Consider the following 20,331-nt stretch of genomic DNA (forward strand, 5'->3'; position numbering starts at 1 on the left):
GTTACCTCAAACGAATGCGCGGGTCGGCATAGGCGTACAAAATGTCCGCCAGCAGATTGCCTAAAATGGTCAATACCGCCAGAAACAGCGTAAAGCCCATCAATACCGGATAGTCGCGCGCCGCCAGCGAATCGAGATGGATGTGCCCGGCCCCCGGCCAGTTGAAGATTTTTTCGGTGATCAGCGCACCGGAAAACAGCGCGGGTAGCTCAAAACCCAACAAGGTGATGATCGGCAACAGCGCATTCCGCAGCGCATGCCGCAGGATCACCGTCTTTTCCTTCAGCCCCTTGGCGCGTGCGGTACGGATATAATCCATGCGGATCACGTCCAGCATGCTGGCGCGGAAATAGCGCGTCAGGGTGCCGGCCTGTAGCATCACCAACGCCAGCACTGGCAGCAACAGGTGCGCCGCCACGTCCAGTGCCCACGCCAATCCGCTGGCTTCGCTACCGGTGCGCAGCATGCCACCCGCAGGCAGCCAGTGCAGATCGACGGCGAACCATTTGATCAGCAACAGACACAGGAAAAAGGTGGGAAACGACATGGCACCGAACACCGCCACGGTCACCAGATGATCGAACAGCGAATAGGGTTTCATCGCCGAGGCGACACCTACCGCCAGCGCAATGCCCCAGTACAGCACCAGCGCCACCGACGCCAGCAGGAAGGAGTTCCAGATGTACTGGTTCAACAAGGTACTGACCGGGATCTGGTATTGCAGCGAGAAACCGAGATCGCCCTGCAGCAGTTGACCTAGCCAGTGCAGATAACGGCTGAATAACGGCTGATCCAGCCCGTACAGCGCCCGCAGCTCAGCCGCGCGCTGCGGCGTCAGGTTGATGTTGCCGTCGATAAAGTCGCCGGGGGTCAGTGCGAAAATAAAGAAAATCAGCAGCGATGCCAGCAGCATCATCGGAAGGGTTTGCAGCAAGCGGCGCAGGATAAAATTTCTCATGGTGTTTTCCGTCACCGCTGCCCAAACCGGCTCAGCGGTGCCTTACCGTTACTGAGCGATCTTGACGTCCGGCAGGCTGCCGGTCAGGCCGTTGTATACGTCCGGTTTAAAGCCGGTGACGCGTGCACTGCTGGCGCTGAGCACTTTACGGTTCCCCAACAGGATCACCGGCGGATCTTCAGCCAGCACCTGATACAGATGGTGATACAGCGGCTTACGCTGCTCGATGTCCAGCGTGGCGTTAGCCTCGCCAATCAGCTTGTCCACCTGCGGATTGCTATAGCCGGTTTCACTGACCTGACTGATGAAATCGCGTACCCCGTCGTGCGGATCATTCAGCCCGCTGGTACTGAGCGACGCCAGATCGTAATTACCGGCCTTGCGTTGCGCCAGCAGCGCATTGAAATCCAGCACCTGCGGCTTCAACAGCACGCCAATCTGCCGATAGTTATCTTTGGCAATCGGCACCAGCGCGTCGTTAATCAGCTTTTTGGTCACCAACAGCGTCAGCTCCAGCTTTTTGCCGTCCTTCTGGCGAATGCCGTCCGCTCCCGGTTTCCACCCGGCCTGATCCAGCAGTTGCTTGGCTTTGTGGACATCGTAAGCATAGGGGTTGATCCCCTTGGGATCATAAGCCCAGGAAACGGGTGAGATCGGCTGATTGGCGACCGAACCGTAACCCTGGTAGACCACGGTGATCAGCTTTTGCCGATCCAGCCCGTAAATCAGCGCCTGACGCACACGCGCATCCTGCAGTGCCGGGCGTTTAAAGTTGAAATCCACCCGGCTGTAGTCGCTCGAGCTGTACAAATTGATATTGGCGAAGCCGAGCAGCTTCAACTGTTCAATATCATCCGGTTTGGAAGTAAAGGCGTCGTAGTCGGTTTCACCGGTCTGGAACAGCTGGAAGTTGGTAGAGGGGTTGGTCACGCGGTAAATAAAACGCGCCACCGCTGGCTTACCGAGATAGAAGTTCGGGTTGGCGTGAAAACGGATCTCCTGACCCGGCACGTATTTGTCGTAAATATAAGGGCCATTGCCTAACGGCTTGCCGTTCAGCGCACGCACGCTTTCCAGCTTACCGCGCTGATACTCCTTGCCGTAATAGGCTTTCGACAGCACCGGCCCGCCGATCAGCTGCAGCGTTGTGGCCCCCGGCTGGGTGGTGGTGATTTGAAGCGTACGATCGTCGATCACCTTTAGCCCGCTGATGCTGGGGGCAGTTCCGTTCTTGTACTCTACCCCGCCCTGAATGTGCGCCGGAGTAATGTCGGTCTCTCCGTCATAGGCCGGGTCATGCAGCAGCGTCAGGGTAAAGGCAATATCTTCGGCCTTGATTGGCGAGCCGTCGCTGTTGACCAGATTAGGCCGCAGTTTAATGGTGTAGACCCGGTTGTCCGGGCTGACCTGCCAGGACTCTGCCAGCCGCGCCACCGGCTTGCCCTGGCTGTCCAGACCAATCAGCCGGGTAAAGATCACGTCGGTGACGTTCTCATCCCAGCCATTGCTGAACAGATAGGGATTGAAGTTACCCTGAGGTTCAAGAATACCGGCCACCACGGTGTCTTTACGCAACTTGGCCGCCGTCGGCACCAGGCTGGCATCGCTGGCCGGGGTAATACCTTCAGCCAGGGTTTCCGCCTGCACGCTAAATGCCAGCCCCACGGCACAGGCGATCGCCAGCGTAACCAGCCGCTTTTGTAAAGGTTTGATTGCCTTGTTTTTTATTTTTCTCACCCACTGCCCCTCGTTTACCCGTTGATAAATGTGACAAAATTTATCGCAGAGTAATCGGCGGCCGGGAGGCTGTCTAACAACGAAACCGGCATTCTATTGCCGGAAATCGCAATATGAATTTTTCTATTGCGATAGCCGGCCGCTGGGGGGAGTTCAGCCTGCCGGCTCGAGCTGCCGGATAAGTTTGGCTAAGGTCTGGATCGCCGCTTCATGCTTGTCGCTCCAGTCGAAAGAGGCGTTCAGTCGGAAGCAGTGGTTGAAATGGTTGCCGGTGGTGAACATCCTGCCCGGCGCGATACTCACCCCCAGCGCCAGCGCGCGCTGATACAGCTCCATCGACGACAACGCCGGATCCAGCTCTACCCACAAAAAGTAACCGCCATCTGGCTGGCTGACCTTTACGGTCGGAGGGAAGTGGTGAGCAATCGCCTGACGCATCATGCTCTGACGCTGAGCCAGCAGCCGACGCAAGCGCCGCAGATGGGTATCGTAGCCACCATGCAACAGATAATCGGCGATCGCCAACTGGGTGGGCACGCTGGTGGATACCGTGCTCATCAGTTGCAAACGCTGGATCTGCTGTGCGTAGCGCCCGGCAGCCACCCAGCCCACGCGAAAGCCCGGCGCAAGACATTTGGAAAACGACGAGCAGTGCAAAATCTGTCCGCCCTGGTCTAATGCCTTGGCCGGCTGCGGGCGCTCAGCGCTGAAGTACAGTTCGCCGTAAACATCGTCCTCAATCAGCGATATCTGCCGCTCGCGCAGCATGCCCACCAGCCGCTGTTTATTCTCTGCCGGCATCGAGGCGCCCAATGGATTCTGGAAGTAGGTCATCAGCCAGCAGGCCTTGATCGGGTACTGTTCCAAGGCATGTTCCAACGCATCCAGATCGATGCCGTCCTGCGGATGGGTCGCGATCGCCACCGCCTTTAACCGAAGCCGCTCCAGCGCCTGCAACGCCCCGTAAAAGGCCGGGGACTCGATCGCCACGTAATCCCCCGGCTGCGTCACCGCTTGCAGGCTAAGGCTCAGCGACTCCATGGCTCCGGCGGTAATCACGATTTCATCCGGGGCGACCTGCATGCCGCTTAAAGCATAACGCTGGGCAATGTTGCGGCGCAGCGCGTCGTTGCCGGGCGGCAGGTTAGCCAGCGAACTGTGCGGGGTAAATTTGCGCGCTACGCTGCTCAGCGCCCGCGCCAGCTTCGGCTGAGCAAACAGCGTGGCATCCGGAAAGGCCGAACCGAACGGGACAATGCCTGGGTCTTTGCACGCCTGCAGCACGTCGAAAACAAAGGTGTTGATGTCTACCTGCTCGCTCAGCAGCAGTTTCTCCCCGCGTGCCGGCTGTGGCAGCGGCTGCGGACGCGCCGCCACGTAATAACCGGACTGCGGGCGCGCAACGATCCAGCCCTGGCTCTCCAGCAGTTGATACGACTGCACCACCGTCATCAGACTCAGGCCTGCGCGTTTACCGCTTTCCCGCAGCGAAGGCAGCTTATCCCCCGCCCGCCATACCCGGTTCTGGATCTGTTCACGAATTTGTTGTGCAAGCTGCTCGTATCTGGTCATAGGCCTTAACTGTTATATGAAAAAGTGAAATAACTGTCACTATTATAGTCACTGTACTCCGTGCTTAACTTGACGCCAAGCTTTCCACAAAAAAATTACAGCTATACTGAAGAGGTTATTTTATGTCCAACCCAAGGAGGCGCCATGCTGGGTCTTGATGCACTGGAACTTGCCAGAATACAGTTCGCCTTCACCGTTTCTTTCCATATTATTTTTCCCGCAATCACCATAGGTTTGGCCAGTTATCTGGCGGTGCTGGAAGGGTTATGGCTGAAAACGCGTAATGAAGCCTATCGCGATTTGTACCATTTCTGGTCAAAAATTTTCGCCGTCAACTTCGGCATGGGCGTGGTTTCCGGGCTGGTAATGGCCTATCAGTTCGGTACCAACTGGAGCTTCTTCTCTGAGTTTGCCGGCAGTATTACCGGCCCGTTGCTGACCTATGAAGTGCTGACCGCCTTCTTCCTCGAAGCCGGCTTCCTTGGGGTGATGCTGTTCGGTTGGAACCGCGTCGGGCCAGGGTTGCACTTCTTCGCGACCTGCATGGTGGCGCTGGGCACCCTGATTTCCACCTTTTGGATCCTGGCTTCCAACAGCTGGATGCAAACGCCGCAGGGACACGAAATCATCAACGGCCAGGTGGTACCGGTCGACTGGCTGAAAGTGATATTCAACCCGTCATTCCCCTACCGTCTGTTGCACATGTCGACCGCCGCCTTCCTGTCTTCGGCCTTCTTCGTGGGCGCTTCCGCCGCCTGGCACCTGCTGCGCGGGCGTGATACGCCGGCAATGCGCAAAATGCTGTCGATGGCGATGTGGATGGCGCTGATCGTCGCACCGGTACAAGCCCTGATTGGTGATGCGCACGGCCTGAATACGCTGAAGTACCAACCGGCGAAGATTGCCGCCATTGAAGGCCACTGGGAAAACCCGCCGGGAGAGGCCACGCCGCTGATCCTGTTCGGTTGGCCGGACATGGAGCGTGAAGAGACTCGCTTCAAGCTGGAAGTGCCCTATCTTGGCAGCCTGATCCTGACTCACAGCCTGACCGAACAGGTCCCGGCGCTGAAATCCTTCCCGCCGGAAGATCGCCCCAACTCCACCGTGGTGTTCTGGTCGTTCCGCATCATGGTAGCGCTCGGCATGCTGATGATCCTCGCAGGGGTGTGGAGCCTGTGGCTGCGCTGGCGCGGCGGGCTTTACCAGTCGCGCCCCTTCCTGTACTTCATCCTGTGGATGGGGCCATCGGGGCTGCTGGCGCTGCTGGCGGGTTGGTTCACCACCGAAATCGGCCGACAGCCGTGGGTGGTCTATGGCCTGCTGCGTACCAAAGATGCGGTCTCTGCGCACGGTGATTTGCACATGAGCATCAGCCTGCTGGCGTTTATCATCGTTTACTGTTCGGTGTTCGGCGTGGGCTACTCCTACATGATGCGCCTGATCCGTAAGGGACCGCAGCAGCATGAAAGCCATGAAGACGACACGGACGGCAGACCGGCTCGCCCGCTGTCTGCGGTAAAAGAAACTCTGGATGACAGGAGCTGAGCATGGGCATTGATCTTCCGTTGATTTGGTTTGTGATCATCGTGTTCAGCACCATGATGTACGTGGTAATGGACGGCTTTGATTTGGGTATCGGCATCCTGTTCCCCTGGGTCAAGGACAGCGGTGACCGCGATGTGATGATGAACACCGTCGCACCGGTGTGGGACGGCAACGAAACCTGGCTGGTACTGGGCGGTGCGGCGCTGTTTGGCGCCTTCCCGTTGGCCTACGCGGTGATCCTCGATGCGCTGGCCATCCCGCTCACCCTGATGCTGTTCGGGTTGATTTTCCGCGGCGTGGCCTTTGAATTCCGCTTCAAGGCCAAGGAGGAAAAGCGGCATATCTGGGATAAGGCGTTTATCTGGGGCTCTCTCTTCGCCACCTTCAGTCAGGGGGTGGTGGTGGGTGCCATCATCAACGGCTTCCCGGTCAACGGCCGTAGCTATGCCGGTGGTGCTCTAGACTGGCTGACGCCGTTTGCGCTGTTTTGCGGGTTGGGGCTGGTGGTGACCTATGCACTGCTGGGCTGTACCTGGCTGGTGATGAAGACCGCCGGGGATCTGCAGGCACGCATGTATCGGTTGGCAACGCCGCTGCTGATCACTCTGCTGCTGGTATTGGCGGTGGTCAGTATCTGGACGCCGATTGCCCATCCCGAGATCGCCAGCCGCTGGTTTACGCTGCCAAACCTGTTCTGGCTGCTGCCGGTGCCGGTATTGGTGTTGCTCAGCGCCTGGGGTATCCAGCGCGGCGTGAAAAACGCGGCGCACTATTCGCCGTTCTTGCTGACCCTGCTGCTGGTGTTCCTCGGCCTGAGCGGCTTGGGCATCAGCATCTGGCCGCTGTTGATCCCACCGTCCATCACCCTGTGGGACGCCGCAGCCCCACCGCAAAGCCTGGGCTTTATGCTGGTCGGCGCGCTATTTATCATCCCGATTATCTTGGTCTACACCTTCTGGAGCTACTACGTGTTCCGCGGCAAGGTCAGCCATGAACAGGGTTACCACTGATGAGGGAAGACATTATGCAAAATAAAACCGCATCCGCTCCGGCCCCCTGGTGGAAGCGCGTTGGCTGGCTGGTGATTATCTGGAGCGCCAGCGTACTGGGGCTGTTCCTGGTCGCCTCGATGTTCCGCCTGCTGATGACCGCCGCGGGCATGAAATCGGAATAAGTTGAGCGCTATCTGGCCGAAGTATTGGGGAAGTAGAAGGAAATAACCAGCGTTACCAAGGGTAGCGCACCAATTTTCAACAGCTCGAACACTTGCCTGATAGGCTCGCTTTGATCCCAATAAGCGTGGGCGGTAAAAACGCCCACGCTTATCACGAAGATCCCGCACAGCACCTGACGCGCCAAGCGCAAACGTTCCATTTCATCGAAGACCAATATCTCCTTCAGGTACCCCTGGCGGCCTCATCGTGCAGGTTTGCGTTTTCGGTGCTCATGGGAAGATCCCCACGACTCGCCCCACGGCCTCCAGCTCTTTGCCATTCTCCCGCACGATGCCAAGGGACGTTCCGTTCTGTTTCATCCAGTGCTTATCGGCTATGGCTATCAACGCAAAGGCCATCTTGATCACCTCGGTTTTCTCCATCCCATGGCGCCGGGCTATATCATTCAGATCGTCATCAATCTTATTGGATAAACGGATCGGCAAACTGCGCATACTCCACCTCCTGTGGCTGACTGTCAGTGAGATAGAGTTTACGTGAGCCGCACGGCCTGTTCAATTAGTGAACTGCGTAACGTCTCGCAAATTCAATATGTTGCAAGACTTGCGTTTAGCCACGATCAGCTGGGCTTACGCCCCATAGCGCTGAGAAAACGTTGCTGTAACCGCAGCAGCTCCCTCAGTTCAAGGACCCGATAATCAATGCCAAAACGCGGGGCAACCTCTTCAATGATGCGACTCAATGCCGGGTAGTGGCGGTGATTCCAATGGGGAAACAGGTGGTGCGTCAGGTGCAGGTTAGCCCCGCCAAGCCAATACCCCAGCCACGCCGGTGAAGCTTGCCAGTCAAAGGTGGTGGCAAAAACGTGCTGATACCAACCGTGCGCCAACCTTCCCTGTTCGGGGGCCTGATAAAAGTTGGCTTTGGCCCAGTGGGTGCCGACAATCAGCATCACAAACACCAGCGACGACAGCATCTGGCTGAGCAGATAGGTCAGTAACACCGTGCCGACGCCGATCGTCGGCGGCGTGAGCCACAGCGGAACGGCCAGCGCCAGGGTAAAATGCGCCAGCTTGCCCAACAGGAAAATCCCCCACCCCTTCCGGCCCTGGAACATCATCTTTGGCGTCATGCGGGTTTTACCGGCGCGATCCAACCAGTCGAACAACCAGATGTAATAAGGGAAAGTCAGCGCCGCGACGATCGGCCAATAATAAGGCTGAAGGCGCATAAACGCCTTGCGGCGCTGGAACGGCGTTTGGCGCAACACCCCGTTGGGTTCAATGTCCGGATCGTAACCTTCGATATTGTTATAGGCGTGGTGGAAAATGACATGCCGCACTCGCCAGCAGTCGGCATCCAGACCCAGGGGCATACTGACAAAGAAGTTAAGCCAGTGATTTAACCGTGCGCGTTTGAAAACGGCATTATGCGAGGCGTCGTGTACTACATTCACCGTTAGCATCATGGCGGAAAAAATAAAGCCGACGTAACAGCCGAAATAGACCCAGAAATGTTGCTGCTGCAGGCTCAGCGCGTAAAAACCGGCGCACAGCAGTATTAGCGCCAACAGCTTGGCGAACATTCTGCCGTCGGCAAAACGGTGATCGCCGCGCGTCGCCAGGTAGGCCTGGCTGGCCCGCATCAGCTCCTGATGGATCTCACTCGCCTCTCGCTGGAACGCCAAGGGCGGCAGCGGTGTGGTATCCGGCATTTTCATTGTGGTGGCTGCCCCATAGCACGTAAAAAACGTTGCTGCTGTCGCAACAATTCACGATAACCGATACAGCGATAATCCATGCCGTGTCGCGCCGCCGTCTCAGCCAATATGGCAGCCAGCGCCGGATAATGGCGATGATTCCAGCCGGGGAACAGATGGTGAGTAAGATGATAATTCAACCCGCCGGTCAGATGGTGCAAGCTCTTCGGCGAAGTTTCCCAGTCGCAGGCGGTGGCGAAGTTATGCCGATACCAGCCCTGCGGCATCTGGCTGCCTGCCGGCACCGCATAAAATTCGGCTTGCGCCCAGTGCGTGCCCAACAGCAAAAAAACCACCAGTAACGAAGCCAGCATTTGGCTAATCAAATAGGCAATCAGTACCGTTTGCCAGCCGATGCCATTTTGTTGTGCCACCACCAACGGGATCACCAGCACCAGCAACAGGTGACACAATTTGCCGGCAATAAACATCGCCCAGCCCTTACGCCCCGGCAATACGCCCTTGGTCGCCAACGGTGTTTTGCCCAAGCGATCCGACCAATCGAACACCAGCGCAATGTACGGCAGCGACAGCGCGGCAATCAGCGGCCAGTAAAGATGTTGATAGCGCATATAAGCCCGCCAACGTTGGAACGGGGTTTGGCGGAAAAAGCCGTTCTCTTCCGTATCCAGATCGTAATGTTCGACGTTGGCATACACATGGTGATAGCTGACGTGCCGGGTTCGCCAGTAATCCGGATCGACGCCCAGCGGCAAAGTCACCAGCCGCCCGGCCAGACGATTGACCCACGGCGTGCGGGCGAAGGCGTTGTGTGAAGCATCGTGATTGACGTTGACGTTGAGCAACATGCCCATCATGACAAAAGCGAAGTAACTCAGCATAAAGGCCAGAGCCTGGTGCTGCATCAAACTGAGCAGGTAGAAGCCCACGCAAAGCAACAGCAAAATCGTGGCCTTGGCCCAACGGGCCGCATCGGCAAAACGGTGATCGTCGCGACCGCTCAGATAAGCATGCGCCCGTCGTTTCAATTCCCGATGAAACGCCTGTTCCCCCTCAGCGGGAAAACTCAGCGGCGGCAAATCAGCCATACGCGGCCTCCTTTTGGCGTCCCCAACCGACCGCGACAGCGCAACCGTGCAACACCATGGCACCGACTACGCCCCACCAGAGAGCAGACTGCCCATCGGGCATGCTCAATAACCACAGGGGGAATGCCAACGTCACCAACAGCCAAACACCTACGCCCCAGCGGCGACCTTCAGCCATCCCACCCAAGGCTATCGCCCCGGCCGCCAACAGCACAAACAACGCCGCCTGCTCGCTGGTCACCCCGCCATACCCGTAACCAAAACGATAAACATAACCCAACACCAGAGCGAACAGCAGCATCGCCCCGCTTACCAGGCAGCCGGCGGAACAGCGGAAACGCCCGCTCTGGGTCGAAGGTTGGAAAGGCAGCTTGAAATAGCGCATAAACGGCAGGTTACTGGCCCAAAACGGATTGGCGGAAGATTTGTCGCCACGCACGCCATAGGTAAAAGGCTCCGTCGGCAGCGCCGGGCAAAAGGTGCCAAACAGCTTGTCCCAGAAGATAAAGCTACCGCCGAAATTCCGGTTGGAATAGGCCAGGTCTTTAACGTGGTGCACCCGGTGATGCGCCGGCGTCACCAGGATGTGCTCCAGAAAGCCGAGTTTGGGGGTTACCGAATTATGGTTAAACAGCTGAATGCTGTAATGCAGGATAGAAACGGTGATAAACACCGACAGCGGCACGCCCGCCAATGCCAACAGCATAAAGAACGGGATGGAGGTCAGTGACGAATACCACGAGTTGCGCACGCCCAGTGACAGATTGAAATGCTCGCCCTGGTGATGCACCACATGCACCGCCCACAGCAGGCGGAAACGGTGGTGTAACCGGTGCAGCCAGTAAAAACCGAAATCCCAGGCCAGAATCGCAAACAGCCACATCAGCACCGGCGGCCAACCGTCCAGCCAGCCCTGATTGAAATGCGTGACCACATAGCCGTAGCAGGCGATTTCCAAACCGCGAAACAGCCACAGCATGATATGCCCGGAGTTGAGGTTGAAAATCACGTCATGCCAATCGACGCTGCCCTTGTGCCGCCACTGCAGCCACAGGGCTTCCCCCAGCACCACCAACAGCATAAACACGATAGGTATCACCAGATCGATCATGACTCTTCCCCCTGCCGTACGCCCCAGCCAATCCCTTGAACTCGCCGGCAGACGTAGCCCACGCCCCATGCCAACGCCGCCCCACTGAGCAAATCAACAAACAGGTGGCGACGCAGTTGCAAGATGGAAAAGGCAATCGCCAGCCCCCAGACGATCAGCAACACGCTGCGCAGTTTTTTGCGGCTTTCCGCCGCTGCCCACACCGCCAATACCGTCAGGGCGATATGCAGTGAAGGCAGGCAGTTTTGCGACGAATCAACGCCGATCAGCACCGCCAGCAAATCAGCACTCACCGAACCCGGCTGAACGAGCGGATAGTCCATCGTCGTCGGCCACAGCAGATAAATGGCGCCCGCCAGCAAGGCGCTGAGCTGCATGGTACTTCTGAGCCATTTTAGCCGGTTCAACGGGCAAAGCAGATAGCACAGCGGGATAATCAGGAAAAACGACAGATACAGCCAGATGGCATGCGGGCTGAACGGGATCGCCCGGTCAACCCAGCCGGGCGTCAGCAAGTGGCCGGCACCTTGCCAGCGATCGCTGCCGTGGTAGATAACCCCGACAAATCCCCACCCCAGCAACATCTGCCACAGGCGATAAACAACGATTTTCATCCGGCCTCCGGCAAGCGAACAATGCGGCGGCGCTTGGCATCGAACTGCGGCATGATCGCCTGCGTTTGCAGGTGCCACGCCAGTTGCTCGGTGGCAATACCTTGCTGTTCGAACAGCGCGATCAATTGCCGTTGGCAGCTCGCCAACGCCGCCGGGTTGCAATCGGCCGTCAGATACAGCTCACTGCCGCCCTGCTGCGTCAGCCGGTAATCCGCCACCGCCGGCAACGCATTGGCTATCACGCGGCGACACAGGTCGGCGAAGACCTGCTGCGTTGCGCTCTGCCTGGCCGGCAACAGCAGTTGGTCATCGCAGCGCCCTTCGATACGATCCAATGCCATGGTCGCCTGCCCGCAGGGACAGGGTTGTTCGCGCTTCACCAGAATATCGTCCAGGCGATAGCGCACTATCGGTTGGGTACGGCGGGTAAAATCGGTAATCAACGGGGTAAAACGCCGCTCGTCGATCCACTGAGGTTCGACATGAATAAACTCTTCGTTCAGATGCAAAGTGCCGTGGCTGCAGGTCGCGGCCAAAAAACCTTCGGTGGCCTGATACACTTCCCCCACCTGCGCAAACACCCGCTGCAAGCGTTGGCGATCCTGCGGTTCCAGCACTTCGGCCACTGAAATCACTTTTTTGACGCTGAGCTTGAGTTCGCCGCGTTCAACGGCATCAGCCAGGGCGCACAATACCTGGGCCGGGGCCACGATAATCGTCGGCTGTTCACGTTCAATCTGCGGCAAATGTTCGGCAAAGGGAGCGAACAAATCGTAAAACGACAGGCTCAGCCAACGGTTATTGACGCTGTGGTACAGGTTGTTATCGGCCCGCAGGAACAGCGCGACCTTCTCCCCGGCAAACACCCCCTGCGGCAACATTTTTGCCAGCATGCCCCCGGCCCAAATCTGCTGCTCCTGGGGGCTGACGACGAACACGCCGCGCCGCCCAGAGGTGCCGGTAGATAAGCCGACGCTGTAGTTGCCCACTTTGGGGCTGAAATCGCGATCGCTTTCGCTGCGCCGGGCACAGGCCAAAAGCTCCTCCAATCGCAGACCGGCGGTGTTCATCCGATCGAAATTGGCCATCATCACCGCCTTGTCCATCGTTGGCCAATCGGTCAGGGGCAATGCACTATAGGGCTGAAAATAGGGGCTGCTCGCCAATACGCGCCGGGCAAACCGCTTCAGCTGGCGCGCCTGATAGGCCTCCAGCGCCGCCCGTTGGGTAAAACGCAGTCGCCGCGCACGCAGGTAGTGCCATAGCGTCATCAGCGGGATCATAAATCCCCCTCATGACACAGGCGGATCTCCGCAGCGCCGCCAAGATAGAGCTGGTTGAGCGCGCCCAGGGTGTCGTAATAGCTGCGCGGATTGTCCATGATCAGGTTAGCCAACCGCGAAGGGCCACGCAGTTGCTGATAGTTCAGCGGCGACCAGGCGGCGTCGCTGGCCAGCAGCGTCCAGCCGGCATCGGTCAGCACAAAGGCCCCAAGGTGCCCGGCGGCGTGCCCTGGCAGCGGCACGATAACAATTTCTCCGCCGCTGCCCGGCAGCGCATAGCCCTGTTGGAAAGGGGCCAATGCGGCAGGCAGGCTTTGCAGCGGAAATCCCTCGACGAACTGCAGCGCAGATTCAAAACCTTCCGGAATCAATCCGGGCACAAATGCCCTTTTCAACGCGGCAAAACCGCGCAGCTCTCGGGTTTGCTGCCACCCTTCGCCGGAGCAAATCATCTTCAGGCTGCTGAAGTCTCGCAGACCGGCAATGTGGTCCGCATGAAAGTGCGAAATGATCACCGCCTCGATATCGCCAGTGTTCAGCCCCAGACTGCGCAACTGTTCCAACAGGGCCTGCTGCGGGCTGAAATAGACCGGCGTCACCTGGCGATAAAGCCGAAAAATGCCGCTGGCGGTGTAATGCTCAAAATGGCTGGCATAACCGGTATCCCACAGCCAGCGGCGCTCGCCGACTTCCAGCAGATAGGCCCGGGAAGGAAATTTACAGCTGCGCATGGCCGAACCACGCAGCGCCATGCAGCCCAGATGAGTGCAATAACCGATTTCAAACGTCGTGATGTTAGCCATCTGCGCTCATCCCCTGCTGCTTTAACCACTGCGCCGTCAGTTCAATCCCCTGCTCCAGACTGTAGCGCGGCCGATAACCCAGCACCTCTATCGCCTGAGTGTTATCCAGCGTCATGTCGAAATAGGCTGCCGCAACGCTATAGCGGGTCAGCATCGGTTCTTTACGGGTGACGTGCGCCAACAGCTCCATCCCCGCAGCAACGCCCGACAATAAGGGATAAGGCACCGCTTTGACGGCGTATTGCCAGCCGAGCTGCCGGTTGAGCAACTGGTGCAACATATCGGCCAGCCGCTGCGGCTGTTGGTTGGTGATATTGAAAATGCTGCCGGACGGCAAACCCGGTTGACGGCTGGCGAGATCCATCGCATGCACCACGTTGAGCACAAAGGTAAGGTCCAGATAAGCCGAACCGCCGCCCGGCAAACGCAACAGGCCTTTATCGCCGTGCAGCTGCGCCAGTATCCTGGGCACAATCACCCGGTCATGGGGACCGAACAGGCCGCGAGGGCGCAAGATCAGGTAGGTGGTGTGCGGAAAGGCGGACACCTCCGCCGCAATGCTCTGTTCGGCAGCAAACTTGCTGGCGGCATAATGATTGGCGAAGCGTCGGGAAATATCCGCCTCGGTGACGTTGTGGCGGTGACTGAAATCGAAATAAACCGCCGGCGTCGAAATATGGATAAACCGCTGAACCCCGCAACGTCCGGCGGCGCCGGCGAGTTTTTCCGTCACGCGGGTATTGGCCTGCTCAAACGCCTCGCGGCTGCCCCAGGGTGAAGATTTTGCGGCACAGTGCCAGACGATGTCATGGCCCGCCATTAACTGCTCACACTGCCCGTCGTCGGCGAGGGTCAGATCCAGCGCGGAAAACCTGGCGCCCAGTGCCGCCAACTGCCGCCCAGCGGCAATATCCCGCCCGGTGGCATGCACCTGATGCCCGGCGGCCAACAGCCACTCGGCGGCGTTACGCCCCAGCCCGCTGGTCGCTCCGGTCACCAGCACCTTCATGGCAGCAGTACCATGCCACCCAACGTCAAACCGGCGGCGGTGCCGATCAGCATCACCGGACCTTCGGCGTTCAACCTGCCGGTTATTGCCGCTTCGTGCAGGGTCGAAGGGATGGAAGCCGCCACCTGATTGCCCCGGTAACGATAGATATCCACCAGGGCCTGCGGGGAAACATGCAGCCGCTTGCGCATATGTTCCAAAGAGAGATGGCTGGCCTGATGCGGCACCACGGTGGCAATTTGTGTCAGGTTCAGCCCCGCGGCCGACAGCAAGCGGCCAAGGAAGCTTTCGATCAGCGCAGAAGCCTGGCGGAACAGCTGCTTGCCCTTCATATGGAACAGAAAGTCACTGTCATTCATGCCGGCACGCGGATTACGGCGCGTACCGCCGGCTCTGATCTCACAAAGCTCGCTGCCTTCCGGGTGGGTTTCCATCAGGTAGGACAAAATGCCGCTACGCCCGTCACCTTGCTCGACAATAGCGCAGGCCGCGCCATCACCGAAGATCAATGAAGATTCTTCATCGTCCCAGTCAATACCGCGCGAAGCGATATCGGCAGAAACAATGGCAATGCGCCGATAAACGCCCGTATTGAGCAACCCTGCCGCCACCTGCAGCGCGGAGATAAAACTGACGCAGCTGGTGTTGATATCAAAGCCCGCAATACCCGGCCGCAGTCGGGCCAGTTTAAGAATATGGGCGGCGCTGAAAGGCAATGCCTGCACCGCGATGGCCGAGGCAGAGATCAGCTGATCGATGGAGTCCCGCGGGATCGCATGGCGGGCAAGAGCATCGTCCAGCGCAGCAACGGCCAATTCGGCCTGGCTGGCATCATTGTCGGCATGGAAACGATGAATAATGCCCGAACGTTTTTCTACGTAACCGGCTGACTTGTTCAGGCGACGGTCCAGCGCAGAGGATTCGACGCACTGCGGCGGCAACGCCGCGCCGGTCGCAATAATTTTAAGAGGCAATAAGCTTTGGGAAAGGCTATTTAGGGTCATTATCGTTGTTCAGCCTGCTTGTCCATTATTCTGTTGGCCAACTATCAAGCGCGGTTAATGATTCAAAACCCCGCTATCCTCAGCCATACCCTTGTTTGACATCAGTATAAAGAAAAACCTAAGTGGCATTCTTACTGATTGATTCCGTTCATTTAACTGAGCCGATAAATCACGTCTGTTTATCCGGCCACAGCCTAGAGCAAGGTCGAACGGAGATCTACAGGAACTCACTCAGGGGAGATAAATTAAGAATAGGCGGAAAACAACCGGGAAGCCCAAAAGCGGATGAAGCATCGTAAAAACCGCTTACGGTCAGGTGTTTCAGCGCACCCGCGGCCGCCCCGGTTCATCCAACCTGCACTATACTCCCTGCGCGTCATCTGTTATTAACTGGCGACGCCAGGGGCCGGCCTCTTGTCTGCTCCTGTCTTTTGGAGAAAATACCGTGCAAAAAAACCCCGCTCACCGTAAGCACCTGACCCGCACCGAGGTCACACGCCTGTTGCAACAGGCCGCCGTCGGTCGTGCCCCCGAACGAGACAGCTGCCTGATTTGGATGGGCTTCATCCACGGCTGCCGCGTCAGTGAACTCAACGGCCTGCGCATCAACGACCTCGACATGGACAGCGGCAGTCTTTACATGAATCGCCTTAAAAACGGCCTCTCCACCATCCACCCGCTGGAAGCCACCGAGAAGACCCTGCTGGCCCGCTGGCTGGAAAAACGCCAGTCGTACCGCAATCTGGGCGACGAAGAGTGGCTGTTCCTGTCGCAAAAAGGCTACCGGCTGTCACGCCAGCGCATTTACCGCATGCTGCAGGCCTACGGCAAGCAGGCCGGGCTGACGGTCGCCGCCCATCCCCATATGCTGCGCCATGCCTGCGGCTATGCCCTGGCCGATAACGGCACCGACACCCGGGTGATTCAGGATTATTTGGGTCACCGCAATATTCAGCATACCGTGCTGTATACCGCCGCCAACGCCGGACGATTTAAACATTTGTGGCAGGAGGAAGAGCCAGACGAAAAACAGCAAGAAAACGAAGGGAAAAATGTAACTTTTTGAACCAAACTGTCACATAAGCTAATTATCCCCTGAAAAAATGTCAATAACTGCCTGCGTTTCATTTTCCTACCCCCCTTCAACTATTAAACTATCAATTAGTTATCCATAAATTCCTCCACATTTATATTTATCCGTTCTATGTCTCTGCCATGCCCCAAACCGCCGCCGTTGCCCGCCTCCCTTTGAAACAATTCCGAAAACCCAGTCATTCGCACTGAATAAACACCGTCCTTGGTGTTTTGCGCTGTTTTTGTCAGTCAATAGTGCCGTTCACCGCATAAAAAACGAAATGTAACACTTTGGTTCAAAAAGTTGCCTTTTTAACGCAGGCAAACCACCGGACCAAACGACAAAAAAGGAAACCCAATCAACGGGTTAATGGAATCGCTGTGCTGAGTCACAGGCATTAAGGAATTATGCTCATGAAAAAAACGCTACTGTCCACCCTCCTGGCGACAACCGCCTTCTTCTCCGCCTCTGCCGCCTTTGCTGCCGACGGCACCGTCAACTTCACCGGCTCCATCACCGAAACCGCCTGCATCGTCGATACCCCGAGCGCCACCCTGTCGGTACCGCTGGGCAAAATCAGCGCCAAATCCTTTGCCGGGGCCGGCACTACCGCCCCGGCCACCAAGTTCACCCTGGTGGTCAAATCCTGCCCGGAGGCCACCACCGCCAGCGTCAACTTCGACGGGACCTCGGTCAGCGGCGATAACAACGTGCTGGCGCTCACCACCGGCGCCGGCGTGGCCACCGGCGTCGGCGTGCAAATCTCCGACAAGGCCGGTAACCCGGTTCCCCTGCGCGGCCTGTCCGGCAGCTATGACCTGAAAAAAGGCGACCCGGCCGGCGGCGCCGGCGATGTCACCAACGCGCTGGAGTTCACCGCCCGCTACATCGCTACCGCTGTCAAGGTCGGGGCCGGTACGGCCAACGCCAGCACCAACTTCACCATCGTTTACAACTGAGTTCTGTCAGGACGGCGTTTGCCGTCCTTTTTTCGGAGGTGACACCATGAAATACCGCTTTGCCGCCCTGTGCAGCGGCCTGATGATGGTTAGCAGTCTGGCCCAGGCCGGCGTGGTGGTGGGCGCCACCCGCCTGGTGTACGACGGCGACAAGAAAGAGTCCTCGCTCAGCGTCAATAACCCGGACGCGCTGCCCTACCTGATCCAATCCTGGGTCGAGCCGCAGGAAGGCAGCACCGAGAAGGCGCCGTTTATTCTTACCCCGCCGCTGTTTCGCCTGGATGCCGGCCGGCAGAACGTGCTGCGCGTGGTGCGCGTCGGCGGTGCCCTGCCGGAAGACCGCGAGAGCCTGTACTGGCTGAATGTCAAAACCATCCCCTCCACCGAAAGGCGCGACAACACCCTGCAGATTGCCGTCAAAACCCGCATCAAGCTGATTTATCGCCCGGCAGCCCTGAAAGGGCTGCCCGACGACGTGGCCGGCCAGCTGACCTGGCGCCGTCAGGGTGCGCGGCTGGCGGTCAGCAACCCCACGGCGTTTTACATGAATTTCCAGAGCGTGAAGGTGAACGGCCAGGAAGTGAAGGACGCCACCTATGTGGCCCCGCACGGCAGCGCCACCTTTACCCTGCCGACGGCCGCAGGCACCGCCATCAGTTGGCGGGTCATCAATGACTTTGGCGGCATCGGCACGCTGCAGCAGGGCCGGCTTCAGGAGTAAGCGGCCGGCAGTTCCTCACCCACAGGGCGCTTTACGGCCCCCACAACAAGGAAGTGACGTGAGAAGACAACTGAAACGGAGAACGGCGGTGCCCCGCCGGCTGGCGCTGCTGATTGCGCTGGCCCTCGGCGGCCCGGCGCAGGCGCGGGACTATTTCAACCCGGCGCTGCTGGAGCTGGACGGCCCGCAGCAGGGGGTCACCAGCCTGGCAACCTTTGAAGAGAACGGCAGCCAGTTACCGGGCGACTACCGGGTCGATATTCTGCTGAACGACCAGCAGGTCGACAGCCGGATGCTGACCTTTGCCGCCGGGGCCGACGGCCAGGGGCTGAGCGGCGTGGCGCTGGCGGACAACAACCTGAGCTGGGGGGTGCAGCAAACCTACGGCACTCGCGGCCAGGGCTACGGCGGCAACACCAACCTGGACTACCGCGGCACCTATGGCGAAGTGACCGGCGGCTATGGCTATGACAAAAACAGTCGCCGGCTGAATTACGGGCTGAGCGGCAGCCTGGTGGCGCACGCCAATGGCATCACGCTGGGGCAGCCGCTGGGGGAAACGGCGGCACTGGTGGCGGCACCGGGGGCGGCGGGGGCACGGGTTAGCAACCAGACCGGGGTGCGTACCGACTGGCGCGGCTATGCGCTGGTGCCTTACCTGTCGCCGTACCGGCGCAGCGAAGTGGCGCTGGATGCGGGGACGCTGGCGGAGGACGTGGACCTGCCGCAGGGCAGCATTGTCGGCGACGGCGGCCAGGTGTACCTGAGTGGGCTGGCAGCACGCGGAAAACTGCAGGTGAAATGGGGCAACGGCGGCGCGGAACAGTGCCGGGTTAATTATCAGCTGCCGCAAAGCACGCCAGAAGGCGGCGTAAGTCAGATAGCGAGCATTTGTCGATGAAAAAAACCGTACCGCGACAGGCCACAAAAGGAAAACAACAGATGAAGATACCCAAAAGCAATCGAATAAAGGCGCGCTATTTACTCGCCACGCTGCTGCTTACGGGGCTAGGCAGTCAACCTGCCTGGGCGCTTGACTGCACCCCAAAAACGGGTGCCCTCACTATAAATGTGGGCAATATCATAGTACAAAAGGACACCGCCAATCTGACGGTATTATCCTCTGCCATCACCAGTAGCAGCAGCGGTTATGACTGTAAAAATAATAGCAGCAATAACATTATACGTGTAGGCGTTATGTCTTATAGTAACTACATGGCTCAAATCAGTAGCTATCTGTATGTTTTTGCAACGAATGTTGCTGGCATAGGATTTGCTATTGGCGCGGAAGGAGACTACGCATTATGGGTGGGTTATACCGGCACAGTAGATTGGTTTGGGAGTAATTGGGTATCTGTATCAGGGCGTCTACCAGGAGGAGATTACAATTTGCCACTGATAGGAAAAATTCAGCTGTTTAAGACTGGCGAACTGAGCAGTGGTGCATTATCAGGGCAAATTGGTGCACTTATTGTTGGAAACCCATCCCTGCCAACTGCTTATGGGCCTGAAATCCCCATCTATATCACCGGTACCGTCACCAAAATCGCCTGCTCCCTCAACAGCACTAGCATCAACATCCCCTTGGGGGATATCTCCGCCACCCGATTCACCGGCATCGCCAGCACCACCGGCGATAAAGGCTTCAACGTCGGCCTGAGCTGCGACAAAGACGCCAAAATCAACGTCGCCCTGGCCGGTACTCAAAATAGCGACACCACCGACACCAGCGTGCTGGCCCTGACCAACGCCGGGCAGACCGGCACCGCCACAGGCGTCGGGGTGCAGCTGCTGTACGGCGGCGTGCCGCTGAAAATCAACAATAATATCCTGCTGAAAACCTCCCCCGGCGGTCAGGAAACCCTGCCGTTCACCGCGCGCTACTACCAGACCCAGGCCACTGTTGGTGCCGGGTTGGCCAACAGCAGCGCCACCCTCAACATCACCTACCAGTAAC

20 protein-coding genes and 1 pseudogene are annotated in these 20,331 nt (G+C 58.2%); 8 read left to right on the forward strand and 13 right to left on the reverse strand.

Going from position 1 to position 20,331, the window contains the following annotated elements:
- Position 1: 1 nt before the first annotated feature.
- From EBA31_RS15505 to EBA31_RS15515, 3 genes are all read right to left on the reverse strand, one after another.
- A complete protein-coding gene (locus EBA31_RS15505) occupies positions 2–958 on the reverse strand; it encodes an ABC transporter permease (protein ID WP_020827419.1) in 957 nt (318 codons plus the stop codon).
- A 48-nt stretch (positions 959–1,006) separates the two neighbouring features.
- The gene (locus EBA31_RS15510; RefSeq protein ID WP_122079650.1) at positions 1,007–2,695 is read right to left on the reverse strand and encodes an ABC transporter substrate-binding protein; all 1,689 of its coding nucleotides are present in this window, start codon (positions 2,693–2,695) and stop codon (positions 1,007–1,009) included.
- A 153-nt stretch (positions 2,696–2,848) separates the two neighbouring features.
- Positions 2,849–4,267 (reverse strand): PLP-dependent aminotransferase family protein, encoded by a 1,419-nt coding sequence (locus EBA31_RS15515; RefSeq protein ID WP_046373304.1) that lies wholly within the window; start codon positions 4,265–4,267, stop codon positions 2,849–2,851.
- 144 nt (positions 4,268–4,411) lie between these two features.
- Between EBA31_RS15515 and EBA31_RS15520 the strand changes: the two genes are divergently transcribed.
- From EBA31_RS15520 to EBA31_RS15530, 3 genes are read left to right on the forward strand one after another with little or no spacing between them, the layout of a single operon-like run.
- Entirely contained in the window at positions 4,412–5,812 is a 1,401-nt protein-coding gene (locus EBA31_RS15520; RefSeq protein WP_020827422.1) for a cytochrome ubiquinol oxidase subunit I, read from the forward strand.
- A gap of 2 nt (positions 5,813–5,814) precedes the next feature.
- On the forward strand, positions 5,815–6,822 hold the full coding sequence (cydB, locus tag EBA31_RS15525) for a cytochrome d ubiquinol oxidase subunit II (protein ID WP_020827423.1): 1,008 nt from the start codon (positions 5,815–5,817) through the stop codon (positions 6,820–6,822).
- A gap of 14 nt (positions 6,823–6,836) precedes the next feature.
- Complete coding sequence (locus EBA31_RS15530) at positions 6,837–6,986, forward strand: DUF2474 domain-containing protein (RefSeq protein WP_071844604.1); 150 nt, start codon at positions 6,837–6,839, stop codon at positions 6,984–6,986.
- Positions 6,987–6,994: 8 nt separating this feature from the next.
- Here EBA31_RS15530 and EBA31_RS15535 read toward each other — a convergent pair.
- From EBA31_RS15535 to EBA31_RS15580, 10 genes and pseudogenes are all read right to left on the reverse strand, one after another.
- Positions 6,995–7,260, reverse strand: a pseudogene (locus EBA31_RS15535) (hypothetical protein).
- Positions 7,257–7,481 carry a hypothetical protein gene (locus EBA31_RS15540; protein ID WP_020827426.1) on the reverse strand — a complete coding sequence of 75 codons (225 nt, stop codon included), beginning with the start codon at positions 7,479–7,481 and terminating at the stop codon, positions 7,257–7,259. Before EBA31_RS15540 ends, EBA31_RS15535 begins: the two are co-directional and overlap by 4 nt.
- A gap of 125 nt (positions 7,482–7,606) precedes the next feature.
- Positions 7,607–8,701: an acyl-CoA desaturase gene (locus EBA31_RS15545; protein WP_122080642.1), complete on the reverse strand. Its 1,095-nt coding sequence runs from the start codon at positions 8,699–8,701 to the stop codon at positions 7,607–7,609.
- 2 nt (positions 8,702–8,703) lie between these two features.
- On the reverse strand, positions 8,704–9,795 hold the full coding sequence (locus EBA31_RS15550; protein ID WP_122079652.1) for an acyl-CoA desaturase: 1,092 nt from the start codon (positions 9,793–9,795) through the stop codon (positions 8,704–8,706).
- A complete protein-coding gene (locus tag EBA31_RS15555; RefSeq protein ID WP_122079653.1) occupies positions 9,788–10,906 on the reverse strand; it encodes a sterol desaturase family protein in 1,119 nt (372 codons plus the stop codon). Before EBA31_RS15555 ends, EBA31_RS15550 begins: the two co-directional genes overlap by 8 nt.
- Entirely contained in the window at positions 10,903–11,520 is a 618-nt protein-coding gene (locus EBA31_RS15560; RefSeq protein ID WP_122079654.1) for a phosphatase PAP2 family protein, read from the reverse strand. The genes EBA31_RS15555 and EBA31_RS15560 overlap by 4 nt, the downstream gene beginning before the upstream one ends.
- Positions 11,517–12,803, reverse strand: coding sequence for a F390 synthetase-related protein (locus EBA31_RS15565; protein ID WP_122079655.1), 1,287 nt, complete (start codon positions 12,801–12,803; stop codon positions 11,517–11,519). The genes EBA31_RS15560 and EBA31_RS15565 overlap by 4 nt, the downstream gene beginning before the upstream one ends.
- On the reverse strand, positions 12,800–13,606 hold the full coding sequence (locus EBA31_RS15570) for an MBL fold metallo-hydrolase (RefSeq protein WP_122079656.1): 807 nt from the start codon (positions 13,604–13,606) through the stop codon (positions 12,800–12,802). The genes EBA31_RS15565 and EBA31_RS15570 overlap by 4 nt, the downstream gene beginning before the upstream one ends.
- Positions 13,599–14,615 (reverse strand): NAD(P)-dependent oxidoreductase, encoded by a 1,017-nt coding sequence (locus EBA31_RS15575; RefSeq protein ID WP_122079657.1) that lies wholly within the window; start codon positions 14,613–14,615, stop codon positions 13,599–13,601. The genes EBA31_RS15570 and EBA31_RS15575 overlap by 8 nt, the downstream gene beginning before the upstream one ends.
- A complete protein-coding gene (locus EBA31_RS15580) occupies positions 14,612–15,619 on the reverse strand; it encodes a 3-oxoacyl-[acyl-carrier-protein] synthase III C-terminal domain-containing protein (protein WP_122079658.1) in 1,008 nt (335 codons plus the stop codon). The genes EBA31_RS15575 and EBA31_RS15580 overlap by 4 nt, the downstream gene beginning before the upstream one ends.
- Positions 15,620–16,064: 445 nt before the next feature.
- Between EBA31_RS15580 and EBA31_RS15585 the strand changes: the two genes are divergently transcribed.
- The 5 genes from EBA31_RS15585 to EBA31_RS15605 all read left to right on the forward strand — a co-directional run bounded on the left by EBA31_RS15585 (position 16,065) and on the right by EBA31_RS15605 (position 20,330).
- A complete protein-coding gene (locus EBA31_RS15585) occupies positions 16,065–16,685 on the forward strand; it encodes a tyrosine-type DNA invertase (RefSeq protein WP_122079659.1) in 621 nt (206 codons plus the stop codon).
- Positions 16,686–17,107: 422 nt separating this feature from the next.
- Positions 17,108–17,653, forward strand: a complete 546-nt coding sequence (locus EBA31_RS15590) for a fimbrial protein (protein ID WP_122079660.1) — start codon at positions 17,108–17,110, stop codon at positions 17,651–17,653.
- A gap of 46 nt (positions 17,654–17,699) precedes the next feature.
- Entirely contained in the window at positions 17,700–18,374 is a 675-nt protein-coding gene (locus EBA31_RS15595; RefSeq protein WP_122079661.1) for a molecular chaperone, read from the forward strand.
- 58 nt (positions 18,375–18,432) lie between these two features.
- A complete protein-coding gene (locus EBA31_RS27185) occupies positions 18,433–19,275 on the forward strand; it encodes a fimbria/pilus outer membrane usher protein (protein WP_202914234.1) in 843 nt (280 codons plus the stop codon).
- Complete coding sequence (locus EBA31_RS15605; protein WP_238387469.1) at positions 19,272–20,330, forward strand: fimbrial protein; 1,059 nt, start codon at positions 19,272–19,274, stop codon at positions 20,328–20,330. Before EBA31_RS27185 ends, EBA31_RS15605 begins: the two co-directional genes overlap by 4 nt.
- Position 20,331: the final 1 nt, after the last annotated feature.

It is taken from the genome of Serratia sp. P2ACOL2 (assembly GCF_003691565.1).
GTDB lineage: Bacteria > Pseudomonadota > Gammaproteobacteria > Enterobacterales > Enterobacteriaceae > Serratia > Serratia liquefaciens.

Excerpts from the sequence above, each read along its gene's own strand:
- cydB (WP_020827423.1), top strand. The coding sequence starts at position 5,815 with ATGGGCATTGATCTTCCGTTGATTTGGTTTGTGATCATCGTGTTCAGC.
- EBA31_RS15590 (WP_122079660.1), top strand. The coding sequence starts at position 17,108 with ATGAAAAAAACGCTACTGTCCACCCTCCTGGCGACAACCGCCTTCTTC.
- EBA31_RS15580 (WP_122079658.1), bottom strand. The coding sequence starts at position 15,619 with ATGACCCTAAATAGCCTTTCCCAAAGCTTATTGCCTCTTAAAATTATT.
- EBA31_RS15540 (WP_020827426.1), bottom strand. The coding sequence starts at position 7,481 with ATGCGCAGTTTGCCGATCCGTTTATCCAATAAGATTGATGACGATCTG.
- EBA31_RS15575 (WP_122079657.1), bottom strand. The coding sequence starts at position 14,615 with ATGAAGGTGCTGGTGACCGGAGCGACCAGCGGGCTGGGGCGTAACGCC.
- EBA31_RS15550 (WP_122079652.1), bottom strand. The coding sequence starts at position 9,795 with ATGGCTGATTTGCCGCCGCTGAGTTTTCCCGCTGAGGGGGAACAGGCG.
- EBA31_RS15515 (WP_046373304.1), bottom strand. The coding sequence starts at position 4,267 with ATGACCAGATACGAGCAGCTTGCACAACAAATTCGTGAACAGATCCAG.
- EBA31_RS15565 (WP_122079655.1), bottom strand. The coding sequence starts at position 12,803 with ATGATCCCGCTGATGACGCTATGGCACTACCTGCGTGCGCGGCGACTG.
- EBA31_RS15605 (WP_238387469.1), top strand. The coding sequence starts at position 19,272 with ATGAAAAAAACCGTACCGCGACAGGCCACAAAAGGAAAACAACAGATG.
- EBA31_RS15520 (WP_020827422.1), top strand. The coding sequence starts at position 4,412 with ATGCTGGGTCTTGATGCACTGGAACTTGCCAGAATACAGTTCGCCTTC.
- EBA31_RS15530 (WP_071844604.1), top strand. The coding sequence starts at position 6,837 with ATGCAAAATAAAACCGCATCCGCTCCGGCCCCCTGGTGGAAGCGCGTT.
- EBA31_RS15505 (WP_020827419.1), bottom strand. The coding sequence starts at position 958 with ATGAGAAATTTTATCCTGCGCCGCTTGCTGCAAACCCTTCCGATGATG.
- EBA31_RS15570 (WP_122079656.1), bottom strand. The coding sequence starts at position 13,606 with ATGGCTAACATCACGACGTTTGAAATCGGTTATTGCACTCATCTGGGC.
- EBA31_RS15595 (WP_122079661.1), top strand. The coding sequence starts at position 17,700 with ATGAAATACCGCTTTGCCGCCCTGTGCAGCGGCCTGATGATGGTTAGC.
- EBA31_RS15545 (WP_122080642.1), bottom strand. The coding sequence starts at position 8,701 with ATGCCGGATACCACACCGCTGCCGCCCTTGGCGTTCCAGCGAGAGGCG.
- EBA31_RS15560 (WP_122079654.1), bottom strand. The coding sequence starts at position 11,520 with ATGAAAATCGTTGTTTATCGCCTGTGGCAGATGTTGCTGGGGTGGGGA.
- EBA31_RS15555 (WP_122079653.1), bottom strand. The coding sequence starts at position 10,906 with ATGATCGATCTGGTGATACCTATCGTGTTTATGCTGTTGGTGGTGCTG.